Consider the following 13,459-nt stretch of genomic DNA (forward strand, 5'->3'; position numbering starts at 1 on the left):
CACAAGGCTTGCTTGTAGCATAACAAGCCTCTACGTTAAACAACTTCACTAGCACTACCGCTTACAAGTACCCGCTTAACGACAAGGATGTTATGAAGATATTCACTATTGCTACTCTCCTATTACTGTTGACCGTAAGCTTTGCAGCAACTGCAGAAAAGTCCGCGCTGGAACAGGTATTTGAGCAACAACAATACGACGCTTTCTTGCAACAAGCACAGCAGCAAGCAGCAGAGAACAATGCTGAGGCGTTATTCTTACTGGGTAAAGCCTACCATCTCGGCCGTGGCGTCACGCAAGACAATGCCACCGCCAGCCAATACTATGAACAAGCCAGAGCCTTAGGTTCGGCCCGTGCCAGCCATAATCTAGGCAGCATGGCGCTGGATAATGATCGAAAAACGCAGGCAATCCCCTTGTTAGAAGAAGCGCTGGCGCGGGGTCTTAAACTACCGACCTTATATAACCTAGGACGGGCACACAGTCCGGCAGATCCCAGCTCAAGGTTCTATCTAGCGAAAGCAATCACTGCGGCGCAGCAAGCGGGGAGTTACTTTGGACAAGCCTTTGAACTTCAACCCGATAACCTCTATCTGGATAATGCCTCACGCGAGTATCTGCGCGCTTACTTAATAGCGATGCAAAGTGTCGGCAGCGAAAGAGAAAGTCTCGACCTCCCGCAGTTACGCCAGCAAGCCATAAAGTGGCTGGAATTGGGTATGGCAGCAGATGACGGTACGACGTGGACAAACTACGGCGCCCTGCTGTTGAATGAAAATGACTACAGCGGTGCGAAAGCCGCATTTTTACAAGGTGCTAAACGTCAAGTTGCCATCGCTAATTATCATTTAGGCAGCATGGAAGAGCGCGGTTTGGGCGCAGAAGCCGATAAAGTGCAAGCACTGGCATACTACGAGAAAGCGGCGTTAGCCGGCATGGAACAAGCGAAGGCTCCCGCTTATGAACTGCTTAAGGCACAACTGGAATATGAGGACGATCTCACTAAATTGGAACAAGGCATTGCCCGCTTTAATGCACTAAAACAGCAAGATGAGTATGTTCCCATCTCACTTGACTCAGTTATTCATCGCCTGACGTGGGGTAAGTTTCTGGCACAGCAGCGACAACAGATTATTTCGTTGCCAACAGCGGCCAAAACCAAATTAAGCTTGCAGGCCTGTGGTTTAGGCTACAACCAACTGCATGGCAGCACATACAATATTGGAGAAAACTCTCACTGGCGTATGGCGGCGTATCTAACCTTAGCTGACAAAATCGCCTTACCACTAGAAGGCAGAGTCGATGAACATGGCTGCGCCAGTTTAACGATTACCATGACAGATCAGCTGTATCACTTGTTACAACAAGGTGCCGTATTCGGATTACGCTTTCCCAACTACACTCTGCCACTGGCATTAAGCCGGCAAGAAAATATCTTGCAGCTAACACTCATGCCTGTCGAGACCCCATTACCGGTTAATTAGTCACAGCAATTTAAGCCTGTGGCCTCGCTTGCTAGGCCACAGGAATTATCTATTTTCGACAGCAACATCTTATTAATCTTGCGATTCCCTCGCCCAATATCCCGCCAACATGGCGCCAGACAAATTATGCCATATCGAGAATATCGCGCTGGGAATGGCAGAAATGGGGCTAAAGAATTTAATACATAAAGCAGTGGCGAGACCTGAGTTTTGTAGGCCAACTTCGATGGAGATAGTTTTACAGACTGTGTGGTTAAAGCCTAATAAACGGCAACAGAAATAGCCTAAGGCGAGACCAAGACCATTATGTAAGAACACGGCCAGCAGAATAATGGGGCCAACTTTATCAAACTGATTGGCATTTAACGCCACGATAATCGTAATCGCCATCACAATTGCCAAGATAGAAATCAGTGGCAATGCAGGAGCGACTTTAGCCACCAGCGATTTAAAAAAATGATTGATAATCACGCCAACGCTGACAGGGATCAGCACAATTTTCACTAAACTCAGCAGCATATCGGCGAAGGGTATATCGATCATCTCCCCAATCAACAGCTTAATAATCAGTGGTGTTAACACCACGCCCGCTAAGGTTGACAGTGCCGTCATGGTTATCGATAAAGCCACGTCGCCTTTTGCTAAATAACAGACCACGTTTGAGGCGGTGCCGCCTGCAACACTGCCCACTAACACCATGCCTATGGTGAGTTCCCTATCTAATCCTAATAACAGGCTAATTAGTAATGCACTGAGCGGCATGACAGAAAATTGCAGCACGAGTCCTGTGAGTACAGCACGTTTCTGTTTGAATGCATTAGCAAAATCCTGCAGTTCTAAGGTGAGCCCCATAGAGAGCATGATGATCACCAACAGCGGCACTATGGCGGATTTAAGCTCAGTAAACCAACTAGGTATCAGATAAGCTGTCATTGCGCCTATCAGTGCCAACAGCGGGAAGAAGCGGTTTACGTTTGCCAACATAGCGGGCCCTTTACATCAAGAGGTTATTTTTATCGTTCGGATGATGACAGCCGTCCCTTGGATAGACAAGCGCTAATCCGCCAGCAACAAAATGCCTAGAATGGTGATTTTCAATCTCAGTATTTAGACTGACACGGCAAGCTAACCCCGCAAATCTACAATAAATTCCGCTAAAAAATGTATGATAAAAATGCATTCCCAATCGCTAAAACATGATCTGCTTAACAAAAAGCCCGTGATTTCCTTGTTAGGAAACCGTAACTTATAACCAGTTCACGTTTTAACAATTACATACGAGGTAGTCTTATTGCGCTAGGTGGTCGTGAATTACCTAAAGCAATTTCGGTGTTTACGGTTAGCACTCTCAGATAGGAATCGTTATGTCATCAGTTATTCAAACGCTCAGCGGCGCTATCGCAACGCCTTATCAAGCGAATATTACCGTCCCTAACTGGATGCTCGGCTCGATGGAACGGGTCATGCAGTACTATGTCGATAAGAATCTTCGCCTCGATACGCTTTCCGCAGAAATGATGCCAGCACCGGTTGAAGGCAAAAAATATATGCTATACGCACATATTCCCTTCTGCCATACCCTGTGCTCTTACTGTACCTTCCACCGTTTTATGTTTAAGGAAGACAAGGCGCGTGCCTACTTCATCTCATTACGTAAAGAGATGGAAATGGTCAAGGCCCTCGGCTATGACTTTGAATCTATGTACATTGGTGGTGGTACCACCACGGTATTAGAAGACGAATTAGCCCGTACCATAGAACACGCTAAAACCCTATTTCCTAGCATTAAAGAAGTCTCCTGCGAGTCCGATCCACAGCATTTAGACAGCCCAGGCTTTAAACAGCTCAAAGGCTTAGTGGATCGCATGTCTATCGGCGTACAAAGCTTTAATGACGATATTTTAAAAATGACCGACCGACTCGATAAATTCGGCACGGGTCAGCAAACCTTCGACAAGATCATGGGTGCCAAAGAGTTGTTCCCTATTATCAACGTCGACCTGATTTTTGGTTTCCGCGGCCAAACCGATGAAGTGATCCAACACGATCTCGACATGGCATCGCGCTTAGACCCAAGACAAATTACCACCTATCCGCTGATGATCACTCATCAAACCCGTAAGAGCGTTAAAGGCAAATTAGCGGCGCCGCAAGCGGATATGGCAAACCAATATCGCCAAATATTAAACAGCCTTAATGGTCAATATAATCAATTGTCTGCATGGGCATTTGGTAAAACCGATGACGAAGGATTTGATGAATACGTTATCGATTACGACGAATACTTAGGGGTAGGTTCTGGCTCATTTAGTTTCTTAAATGACACGCTTTATGTGAACACTTTCTCGCTACGTAAGTACCAAGAACGCATCGCAGCGGGTCAAATGGGTGTCGAGCAACAAAAGAACTACAGCAAAAAAGACGTGATGCAATATCGCTTTTTGCTGGGCATGTTCTCCGGCCGTTTATCGCGTAAATATTTCCGCGAAACCTTTGGCGTCAATTTAGATACCGCCTTATTTAAAGAAATGACCTCGATGAAACTGATTGGCGCCATCAAAAACGACCCAACAGATCCCGACAATCTGATCGTCACCGACAACGGCAAGATGATGGGTCTATTGATGATGAAAGAGTTTTACTCAGGCATGGATAACGTACGCGCCCAGTTGCGTAAACCGCTCAAACCCTGTGATATGTAACACTTATTGATGATTGTTGATTCATAAAGACTAAACAGGCCCTTCGAGGGCCTTTTTGTTAACTCGGTTTAAAGGTAATCTTGCCCAGTACTATTAATTGAGCACAATCCCAACAATAAAGGAGTATTCGTTATGGGTTTTAATGAACAAGAAAAACAAGCCTTATTAGCACTCAAAGGCGTTGGCCCGACGGTAATTAAACGCTTCGAAGAAATTGGCATCAGCTCGCTGCAACAACTCGCCCAACACGAAGTGGATGATATTGCTAACTTAGTCGCCAGCATGCTGCGCACCACTTGCTGGAAAAATAGCCCACAAGCGCGAAATGCGATAAGTGCGGCCATCGACCTCGCCCGCGCGCAATAATCGTTCCCCATTGATACTAAAACATCCAACTAGAGTTAAGAAGTACATGTCAGCACACTTAGCCATACCCCTTTTTGCTATAGTTTTACTCGTCTACGGAGAAACTGCCTCTGCCAATGATAGCAGTTTTGGCGATGCTAATGGCTCTATTACCTTGAAATATCAGCCTAATATCAGTATGGATAAAGAGTCCCTCTTCATCAGCGAGACCGAAGTCAGGGTCGATTATGTGTTTACCAACACCAGTTCGCAGGATCTTATCGTCCCCATTGCTTTCCCCATGCCGCCGATGTTTTTTGGCTCAGCCGATCACAGCAGCATTGATAACTTCACCCTTAAAGTGAATGGCAAAACCCAGCCAACTCAGCACAGGCTTGTTGCCCAACTTGCCGATAAAACCGATATTTCAACCGAGCTGAAACAGCTTGGCTGGGGTGTAGATGAAGTCGCTTACTTTGCCGAATATGCCGAAGTCCCCAAGGGTAAACCCGCACTCCCCAAGCAATGGTTGGATGAGAACCAACAAATCGCCTTTACCCTAAGTGATTACTTTGTGTGGGAACAAACCTTTCCTGCGGGCCAATCTGTCGCTATCAGCCATAGCTACACGCCAAGCCTCTCAACGGGCATCCCCGATACTGCCAGTAGTATTATTGATACTTACACTGAACTGGCCTGTTTAGATGAAAGCGCCAAGCAAGGGATTAAGAAACGCAATCTCGTCGTCAAACAAGACGGTGAAGATCAGGAGATTGGCGTCGAATGGAGCCATCTTAGTTATATTTTGGTCACAGCTAATAACTGGCAAGGGTCAATTAAGGACTTCAAACTCACCCTAAAAAAATCCCAGCCCACAGATCTCATTAGCTTGTGTTTTGATGGCGAGCTTAAAAAAACTGACCCACTCACCTTTGAGTTCCAGCAAAAACAGTTCACGCCAAAGCAAGATCTCAGCGTCCTGTTTATTCGTAAACCGAATTTTGAATAATCAAAAAAGAAGCCAGCTAAGTGCTGGCTTCTTTATAACTCGCTATTTTTAATTTAAAAACTATAGGTCATACCTAACCAGTAACGGCGGCCATCTTCGATATAACCGTATTCTTCTTGGGTAATTTCCTTATCGAAGGCGTTATAAATGCCCGCACTAAATTTCAAGCTATCGTTCAACTGATAGTTAGCCCCCAAATCCAGCAGAGTATAAGAAGGGGCGATTAAACTGCTCGATGAAGGTCCAGTCGTCGGTTGGCTCTCTTCGCCACGGTAGTTCACCCTCAACCAAGTGCTTAAATTATCAATAGGCTCGTAGTTGAAAGACGCTTGGATCAAATGCTTAGGCAATTGATTCAATGGGCTACCTTTATAAACACCTGTCTTTTGCTCCGAATCCGTATAGGTATAGTTACCCGTCAAACTCAAATTTGAGCGAATGCGATAGTCGATACTCAGTTCAATCCCTTGGGTCACAGCTTCGTCGACGTTCACATAAGTCGTCGGATTAGAACCAAATTGATTTGGACCATCGGTACATTGAGTCGCAGGACAGGCAACGCGGGTGATCTTGTCATTAAACTCGTTATAGAACACACCCGCGCTAGCGGTAATGCTCTCGGTCAGATCAGAATACAAACCTAACTCGTAGTTAACTGAAGTTTCAGGTTGTAAATCTGGATTACCGTACATGTTGCCACCGCGGCTAACTTGTCCCCAGTCGGGCACTGTCTGGCGTAAACTCGGCGCCCTAAACCCTGTTGATACACCGCCCTTTAAGGTGGTGCTGTCGGTTAATCCCCACACGCCATAAACGCGCGGACTGACATGATTACCAAAGTTCTCATCATCATCCAAACGCAGCCCCATGGTCAGAGCAAAGTTATCGACAATGCGCCATTCATCCTCAGAAAACACCGACCATTGTTTGCGACTAATATCAGTTAAGTCACTCACTTGGTTACCTGTTTCGTCGGTGAGATCTTGATGGTTGAATGCTGCGCCAAAGGTCGCTGTATGACTTTGGCCTAACGTAGTGATAAGGCTAGATTGCGCATCCGTGTTAGTGATTTTCATCTTACGGGATTTATTATCAAACACTTCATGCTTGATATAACTATCCGAAGTACCAAAGTCCCAACGACCTGTATGTGAAAGGGAGAAAGTGCTGTTTTCATATTCTGTCGTTGAAGATTCAGGGCAACCGCGACGACCACAGGCTTCGCCCGGTGCTAACGGTGTGACGGTTTTACCTAAACTGCTGTCGAGTTCTTGGTTAGAAGTACCAACTTCAAACATGATATCGTGATTTTCATTGGGTGTGAGCGCAAATCTCGCGGTCAAGTTAGTCGCATCGCGACCTCGGTAACCACCATAGATTTGATCTTCTTCACGCTGGGTATATTGACCATAAAGTTGCATCCCTAGCAGATCTTTGATCAAACCACCGTTGACGAAAAAGTTGCCTTGATACACATTTCCCGAGTCAGACTTTTCCTGCAAAGTGCTGTCGAGTCGCACCTCACCCTGCCACTCGTTTAGCACTTTGCGAGTGATAATGTTAATTACCCCACCAATGGCATCCGAACCATAAAGTGACGACATAGGCCCACGAACGATCTCAATTCTATCGATAGCAGCCAATGGTGGCGTCCAAGCGCCTTCAACGCCTGGGCCGTCACTGTTGGTCCGTGTCTCGCGCGAGGATTGGCGTTTACCATCCACTAAAATTAACGTGTATTGGCTACCCATGCCCCGCAGACTGATATCCTGACGGTCTGCACCGCCCGTAATCACCACGCCGGGCACTTCTAACATGGCATCGGTTAAGTCGCGGTAGAAGCGGTTATCCAGATCCTCACGGGTGATCACGCTGATAGAAGCTGGCGCATCGCGAATTTGCTGTTCAAATCCCGATGCAGTCACCACGATTCTTTCCATCATCTTTTCTTTATCTGACGCGGTATCCGCAAGGGCATTTGTTACTGGTACTGTGGGCAACAAACATAAAGCGGTGATCACTTGAGCGAGGTACTTCTTACGACTTAACAACATAACCGACAAGTCTCCATTAGAGCAAAGATTGTAAATGAGAACAATTTTCAATACGGAAATGTATCTCTATGTTACAATCAGCTCAAGTTAGACTTTAGGTATTCACTTGTAAGAGTTACTTAAAAATGAATAAAAACATGATCAAAGGGATGATCGTTTTTGCGACAATCGCAGAAAAGGGCTCAATGAGTGCCGCAGCGCAGCAATTAAATCTCAGCTCGTCGGCGGTAAGTCAGCAAGTGACCAAGCTCGAAATGGACATGGGGATCAGCCTGTTCCACCGCAATACCCGCAACCTCACACTCACCGAAGCGGGCAGTTTGTTCTATGAGAATTGCCGCAAGGTCATAGCGATAGTCGAAAGCACAGAGCAGAAACTTAATAACTTGAAAGGTATTCCATCAGGGGAATTAAAGATTGCCGCGCCTATAGGATTTGGCGGCGGCCTGTTAAGCGAACCTTTTAATTACCTGTTGGCAGCACATCCACAGATAAGTTTGAATTTACTGCTGCAAGATGGCCCGATAGATATAGTCAACGACGGTATCGATCTGGCGATTTGCATCGGCCCCTTATCGGATTCCAACTTAATTGCCCGCCATTTAGCCGATTGGCGTATGTTACTGTGCGCCTCCCCCAATTATCTGCCAATGCATAAAAACCTTAGCCACCCAACGGAGTTAGCTGAAATAAATCGGATCTATCACACTTATGCTAAAGGCGATATCTTAACCCACGCCTTCAGCCAAGAGTGTTTTGAACTGACAAGCCAGCGAATTAGCGTCAACAATATGCAGGCGTTAATTCAACTCACACTCGATGGTCTAGGATTTGCCGCTCTGCCCGAACCTGAAGTGCATAAATACCTCGAAAGCGGCCAACTGGTCACCCTATTACCCGAATGGTCACTCAATACCTACAGTGTTTATAGCGTAACGTCGGCGCGAGATAAGCAGCCCGCAAAAGTGAAAGAAGCACTCAATGCACTTAGCCAATACTTTAGTCAGGCAGATTTTCACCAAGCCTATCATGTTAACCTGGGCCATCAAAAAGATGGTGTAAACGATAACGTAACCAATATCTTACCAATTAAAACTAAGAAAAAGTCACATCATCTTGATGTTGGTCACGCATCTTGAGGATACCTTACACGCATTCATTTCTGCGCTAAGCTGGGGTATTCTGCGGTGATAAACCGATAAAAAGATGTAACTCGATGAAAGATGTGGCCTTAGTGTTGGAAGGTGGTGGCCTCAGGGCCATTTATACCGCAGGTGTATTAGACGCGTTTTTACAGCAGTCACTTCACTTCAACTATGTAATTGGGGTATCTGCAGGTGCCATTTATCCCGCGTCCTATGTATCCCGCCAATTTGGTCGCAATCTCCACATTCAGCAGCAATATCTCAATGACAAACGCTATATGGGCATCCGCCATTGGCTGGCAACGGGTAATTATGTCAACACAGACTTTACCTACCGTCGCATGGCTTATGAGTTGCTGCCATTTGATTTTGATACATTTTTAAATAGTAATACCGAATTCAAGGTCGGCGCCTTTAACTGCAACACAGGAAAAACCGATTACTTTGGGATGGCCGATTTTAATGAACACGATAAATTGCTCGACGTGCTCATTGCCTCCTCTAGCCTGCCTTTTATGTCTAAACCCAGCGTGATCAACCAAAATCCTTACCTCGATGGCGGCATCGGCGAACCGATACCAGTAGCGCAATCACGAAAGGACAGTTACGCACGCCAAGTCGTGATCCTGACTCAAGATGAGCATTATCAAAAATCCGCGATGAAAATGAATTGGTTAGCCCGCAAAACCTATAAACACTATCCCGCCGTTGCCCATGCGCTAAATGAACGCCATCGTGTTTATAATCAAGCATTAGTCGAGTTAAACCAAGCCGTTGCGAATAATAAAGCCTTTGTGATCCGCCCAGCGCAACCACTTAATCTATCGCGGCTCGATCGCAATATCGGTAAAGTAACCGCTGTCTATCAGCAAGGCTTAACAGATGGGCAAAATATCTTGCCCGCATTAATCACTTGGTTAGCCGCACCAAAACGGCCTAAATCTGAAGTGTAATCGAACGCAGCACTTGGCTAATAATCAACTCTCGCAGCCATTTATGGCTCAAGTCGTGTTCGAAGTGTTTGTGCCACATCAATAAATACGCACCGGGGATCAGCTTGATGGGTGATGGTAAAGACTGAAGCTCAAAAGACTTCATCACAGCCAAGGCATAGCGCGAAGGTGCGCAGAGGATTAAATCGCTCTGTTCACACAGGTTGAGAGCACTCTGAAAGTCGGTCATATTCACGGCAATATCCCGTTTACGGCCCTCGAGTTGCAACACATCATCCAGCAACCAATGCTCTAAACCGCCAAAGGCCACTTGCAGATGGCGATAACTCAAGAAGGTATCTAAATTCCATTCTTGTGTTAACGCCGGATGATCACGACGCATCAAACACACGGGATAATCCTGCACTAACTCAACATGGCATAAGTCATCGGGAATATTATTCACATGCATGGGCGAGCGCTCATCCCACTCGCGGCAACCTATGGCTAAGTCGATGTCGCAGCGCAGTAATCTGTCCATGGTATCGAGTCGCCACGTTTGGCAATTGAGACTCACACCGGGCGCTTGAGTGAGCAACATGGGCATAAAATGAGGAAAGGTCAGTGAATAGGTGGTTTCGACCAAATGCATTCTAAACTGTCGTTGGCTCAAGGCGGGTTCGAAGGTGTCCGGCCGAGTAAATTGCGCCAATTGCTGTAAGCATTGGCGCAACTCAGGCGCGAGTGACAAAGCCTTGGGCGTCGGTTTTAGGCCGTAGGCGGTACGCTCAAATAAAGGATCATCAAATACTTCCCTCAGACGTGTGAGCTGTTTACTCACCGCCGACTGGCTCAAATGCAACCGCGCAGCAGCGGCGGTCACACTTTGCTCCTCAAGTAGAATTTCGAGTACGGGCAGTAAATTCAGATCCAAACGTTTTAGCATCTATGCCTCATTCACCCCAAAATAATGACTAGGGTTGCACTTTTTTAAATGGATTTAACCTTAAATTCTGCGGCAACTTCATCAATAACAGTGACAATAAAATCACAGCTATTCCCATCCATTGGCGCATATCTAAAGTTTCCCCCACAATCATGACCCCTAATGATACGGCAACCACAGGGTTGACTAAAGCGACCATACCCATGATTTCTGGCCCTAAGTTTCGCATAGACCATAACCAAGCCCAATAGGCAACGGCGGTGTTGGCAATCACTAACCATATCAGTGAAGGTACAAGCGTCATACTCGGTAGCTGCGGTGGCCCTGCCATAAACCAAGCCAGTGGGATCAACATCAAACCGCCTAATAATAGCTGCCACGCGGTCAGCACTAAAAAGTCACCCACATCCCACTTTTGCATCCAGCGAGAAGAAAAGGCAATTAACGTAGTGGCGCTCAACATGCACAACACGCCGATAGGATCGAGATCCGCCGAAGGGTTAAGCAGTAAAATCACCCCACCAAGACCCATTAAGCCTAATAATAACCACTTCATTGCTGGGCGTTTTTTATCAATGAGCCAAGCCAGTATTAAGAAGATGAGCGGCAGAGTGGCCCCTAAGGTTCCCGCCACCGCGCCCGGCAAACGATACGCGCCGATAAATAGCAAAGTGAAGAAGGCACCGATATTACAAAAAGCCAGCAAACCAAGCTTTGACCAAACCAAAGTTGGCAAACGAGGACGCAGCATCAACATCAGAATCCCCGCAGGCAGCGCGCGCCACACAGCCACCCAATAGGGCGACATATCATGTAAGTAGAGACTCACTAACGCATAGGTCGTCCCCCAAAATACAGGGGCGAGTAACGCAATAATAAAGGGCATAATGACTTCTTAAAAAGTATCTTGATGTTGAGATATATTACTTTGAGATAATAAAACAGGCAAGCCTTGAGATAACAATTCCACCGATTACAACCTCTATTGCATGAACTTAGCCAAATCCACCCACAACAGACACTGCGCTTGGGCGCCGTTTGCCGTATAATCGGCCGTCATTTTCTACAGGCGGGCCAGTATGTTCCATATCGCACTCTATGAGCCAGAAATCGCACCTAACACAGGTAATATCATTCGCCTTTGCGCAAACAATGGCTGCCAGCTGCATTTGATTGAGCCATTAGGTTTTGATCTAGAAGAGAAAAAGCTACGCCGCGCGGGTTTGGACTATGCCGACTTAACCAATGTGACTCGCCATAAAGACTTCGATGCTTTCCTCGAAGCCATGGCTGGCAAGCGCATTATGGCCTGCACCACTAAGGGGAGTCGCCCGCATACTGAGCTGAGTTTTGCCAAAGACGATGTGCTGCTATTCGGCCCAGAAACCCGAGGTTTACCGATGACGATTATCGAATCCATCCCCACTGAGCAGAGACTACGCATCCCCATGGCGGCCACCAGCCGTAGCTTGAATCTGTCTAATGCGGTGGCAATTATCAGCTATGAAGCATGGCGTCAGCTTGGGTTTGAAGGCGCGGTTTAATGCGTAGTGATGCTTAAGTGGATTAGTCTGGACTTAACCTGTCAATATTCAAATCACGATGCAATCAGATCCGACAGGTTAATTTAACTCCATTCGCCCCTAAAGCAAGACAGTTGAGCTACGCGCATTACGCATTAATTGTCATTGCTTCCCCAGTGACACGCCATAAATATATCCCTATAGACTCGACGGCGGCATATATCCATCCATGCCGCCAGCGATCACTGGTGCAACAATGCCAATCCTCACTAACCCTTCTGCTGTTCGTTTAGCTAAAAAGCTACTGCCCCAATTTAGCGGTATCAGCCAAGTACTGATTCGTAGTCAGCTATAGGCCAAATGTTGCTAATGCTTCATACCTAGCTGTTTTTCGATTTAAATATTCTAAGCCCCCCTTCCAGTATCAGCACAATAACGGCAAGCCAAATTCCTATATAGGTAGGCCATTCACCTGGGTTGATGGTTTCACCAAGCATTATTGCAACAACCAATAATAGTAAAGGTTCGACATAGATAAGCAGCCCAAAAAGACTTAGATTTAGGTATGGTGCAGATAAGGATTGTAACCCGAGCGCTAATGCACTAATTGCACCTAAGCCAATGACTAACCATAGTGGTGAGCTGCTATGACTTAATAAGCTTTCAATCACATAGCCACCACTCAAGATAAAGTAGATACTCACTGGTACACTGAGTATCATATCAAACCATACTCCACCAATGTTATTCGTACCGGTTTTATGTCTTAACCAGAAATAGATTGGGTATCCTAGGCAAATGGCAAGTGTTGGCCAAGCTAATGTTTGGGAAATGGCGAGTTGATTTAACACACCTAGCAATGCAAACAGGCAAGCTATCAATTGCATTCGTGACATTTTGTCTTTAAATGCAAATCGGCCAACGACCACCATAGTGATGGGCATAATAAAATAGCCAAGTGACACCGCTAAGCCATATCCATTGCTGGGAGCCCACATGAATAACCAAAGCTGAATGCCGATTAAAAAGCTTGATGCTATTCGAGTTAACCAAAAGTGCTTTTCACGGATTATTCGCTGATAAATAACGATGACTTGCGACCAGTACCCCTGCACGCCGATAAAAACCGTTAAAAGTGGAAGCGTAAATAGTATGCGCCAACCATAAATTTCCTCACCACTGAGAGCGTCCAATAGGGCGGTATAAGCAAACATCAACGCAAAAAGTGCTGATGCGGCCACATTCAAACTTACGCCGAGCAAGGTATTGGAGATTGGTTTCATGACATCCATAACGCAAAAAGTAATTTAGCTGTATTT

The 13,459-nt window shown here is 46.1% G+C and carries 12 protein-coding genes; 7 read left to right on the top strand and 5 right to left on the bottom strand.

Annotated elements, in window-relative coordinates; all coding sequences use genetic code 11:
- Nucleotides 1–92: 92 nt before the first annotated feature.
- Nucleotides 93–1,484, top strand: a complete 1,392-nt coding sequence (locus KO531_RS17620; RefSeq protein WP_219251837.1) for an SEL1-like repeat protein — start codon at nucleotides 93–95, stop codon at nucleotides 1,482–1,484.
- A 72-nt stretch (nucleotides 1,485–1,556) separates the two neighbouring features.
- On the opposite strand, the gene KO531_RS17625 is transcribed toward KO531_RS17620, so the two are convergent.
- Nucleotides 1,557–2,468, bottom strand: a complete 912-nt coding sequence (locus tag KO531_RS17625; protein WP_219251838.1) for a bile acid:sodium symporter family protein — start codon at nucleotides 2,466–2,468, stop codon at nucleotides 1,557–1,559.
- 380 nt (nucleotides 2,469–2,848) lie between these two features.
- Between KO531_RS17625 and KO531_RS17630 the strand changes: the two genes are divergently transcribed.
- From KO531_RS17630 to KO531_RS17640, 3 genes are all read left to right on the top strand, one after another.
- Nucleotides 2,849–4,186, top strand: coding sequence for a coproporphyrinogen III oxidase family protein (locus KO531_RS17630; RefSeq protein WP_105250563.1), 1,338 nt, complete (start codon nucleotides 2,849–2,851; stop codon nucleotides 4,184–4,186).
- Between the two features lie 132 nt (nucleotides 4,187–4,318).
- Nucleotides 4,319–4,552 carry a hypothetical protein gene (locus tag KO531_RS17635; protein ID WP_011787794.1) on the top strand — a complete coding sequence of 78 codons (234 nt, stop codon included), beginning with the start codon at nucleotides 4,319–4,321 and terminating at the stop codon, nucleotides 4,550–4,552.
- A 46-nt stretch (nucleotides 4,553–4,598) separates the two neighbouring features.
- Nucleotides 4,599–5,540 carry a DUF4424 domain-containing protein gene (locus KO531_RS17640; protein ID WP_219251839.1) on the top strand — a complete coding sequence of 314 codons (942 nt, stop codon included), beginning with the start codon at nucleotides 4,599–4,601 and terminating at the stop codon, nucleotides 5,538–5,540.
- Between the two features lie 53 nt (nucleotides 5,541–5,593).
- On the opposite strand, the gene KO531_RS17645 is transcribed toward KO531_RS17640, so the two are convergent.
- Nucleotides 5,594–7,594, bottom strand: a complete 2,001-nt coding sequence (locus KO531_RS17645) for a ligand-gated channel protein (protein WP_219251840.1) — start codon at nucleotides 7,592–7,594, stop codon at nucleotides 5,594–5,596.
- Nucleotides 7,595–7,719: 125 nt separating this feature from the next.
- On the opposite strand from KO531_RS17645, the gene KO531_RS17650 reads away from it, so the two are divergent.
- Nucleotides 7,720–8,733 (top strand): LysR family transcriptional regulator, encoded by a 1,014-nt coding sequence (locus KO531_RS17650; RefSeq protein ID WP_198572365.1) that lies wholly within the window; start codon nucleotides 7,720–7,722, stop codon nucleotides 8,731–8,733.
- Nucleotides 8,734–8,810: 77 nt separating this feature from the next.
- The gene (locus KO531_RS17655) at nucleotides 8,811–9,692 is read left to right on the top strand and encodes a patatin family protein (protein WP_219234989.1); all 882 of its coding nucleotides are present in this window, start codon (nucleotides 8,811–8,813) and stop codon (nucleotides 9,690–9,692) included.
- Here KO531_RS17655 and KO531_RS17660 read toward each other — a convergent pair.
- Together KO531_RS17660 and KO531_RS17665 are read right to left on the bottom strand one after the other, a co-directional pair.
- Nucleotides 9,676–10,617, bottom strand: a complete 942-nt coding sequence (locus KO531_RS17660) for a LysR family transcriptional regulator (protein ID WP_219251841.1) — start codon at nucleotides 10,615–10,617, stop codon at nucleotides 9,676–9,678. The genes KO531_RS17655 and KO531_RS17660 overlap by 17 nt on opposite strands.
- Nucleotides 10,618–10,645: 28 nt before the next feature.
- Nucleotides 10,646–11,503 carry an EamA family transporter gene (locus KO531_RS17665; protein ID WP_173497717.1) on the bottom strand — a complete coding sequence of 286 codons (858 nt, stop codon included), beginning with the start codon at nucleotides 11,501–11,503 and terminating at the stop codon, nucleotides 10,646–10,648.
- 193 nt (nucleotides 11,504–11,696) lie between these two features.
- Here KO531_RS17665 and trmL point away from each other — a divergent pair, with 193 nt between their 5' ends.
- Nucleotides 11,697–12,161: a tRNA (uridine(34)/cytosine(34)/5-carboxymethylaminomethyluridine(34)-2'-O)-methyltransferase TrmL gene (gene trmL, locus KO531_RS17670; RefSeq protein WP_219251842.1), complete on the top strand. Its 465-nt coding sequence runs from the start codon at nucleotides 11,697–11,699 to the stop codon at nucleotides 12,159–12,161.
- Nucleotides 12,162–12,520: 359 nt separating this feature from the next.
- Here trmL and rarD read toward each other — a convergent pair whose 3' ends face one another.
- Complete coding sequence (gene rarD, locus KO531_RS17675; protein WP_251069002.1) at nucleotides 12,521–13,423, bottom strand: EamA family transporter RarD; 903 nt, start codon at nucleotides 13,421–13,423, stop codon at nucleotides 12,521–12,523.
- Between the last annotated feature and the right edge of the window lie 36 nt (nucleotides 13,424–13,459).

The organism is Shewanella sp. NKUCC06_TVS, assembly GCF_019345515.1.
GTDB lineage: Bacteria > Pseudomonadota > Gammaproteobacteria > Enterobacterales > Shewanellaceae > Shewanella > Shewanella oncorhynchi.

Excerpts from the sequence above, each read along its gene's own strand:
- KO531_RS17650 (WP_198572365.1), top strand. The coding sequence starts at position 7,720 with ATGAATAAAAACATGATCAAAGGGATGATCGTTTTTGCGACAATCGCA.
- KO531_RS17630 (WP_105250563.1), top strand. The coding sequence starts at position 2,849 with ATGTCATCAGTTATTCAAACGCTCAGCGGCGCTATCGCAACGCCTTAT.
- KO531_RS17645 (WP_219251840.1), bottom strand. The coding sequence starts at position 7,594 with ATGTTGTTAAGTCGTAAGAAGTACCTCGCTCAAGTGATCACCGCTTTA.
- KO531_RS17625 (WP_219251838.1), bottom strand. The coding sequence starts at position 2,468 with ATGTTGGCAAACGTAAACCGCTTCTTCCCGCTGTTGGCACTGATAGGC.
- trmL (WP_219251842.1), top strand. The coding sequence starts at position 11,697 with ATGTTCCATATCGCACTCTATGAGCCAGAAATCGCACCTAACACAGGT.
- KO531_RS17635 (WP_011787794.1), top strand. The coding sequence starts at position 4,319 with ATGGGTTTTAATGAACAAGAAAAACAAGCCTTATTAGCACTCAAAGGC.
- rarD (WP_251069002.1), bottom strand. The coding sequence starts at position 13,423 with ATGAAACCAATCTCCAATACCTTGCTCGGCGTAAGTTTGAATGTGGCC.
- KO531_RS17665 (WP_173497717.1), bottom strand. The coding sequence starts at position 11,503 with ATGCCCTTTATTATTGCGTTACTCGCCCCTGTATTTTGGGGGACGACC.
- KO531_RS17620 (WP_219251837.1), top strand. The coding sequence starts at position 93 with ATGAAGATATTCACTATTGCTACTCTCCTATTACTGTTGACCGTAAGC.
- KO531_RS17660 (WP_219251841.1), bottom strand. The coding sequence starts at position 10,617 with ATGCTAAAACGTTTGGATCTGAATTTACTGCCCGTACTCGAAATTCTA.
- KO531_RS17655 (WP_219234989.1), top strand. The coding sequence starts at position 8,811 with ATGAAAGATGTGGCCTTAGTGTTGGAAGGTGGTGGCCTCAGGGCCATT.
- KO531_RS17640 (WP_219251839.1), top strand. The coding sequence starts at position 4,599 with ATGTCAGCACACTTAGCCATACCCCTTTTTGCTATAGTTTTACTCGTC.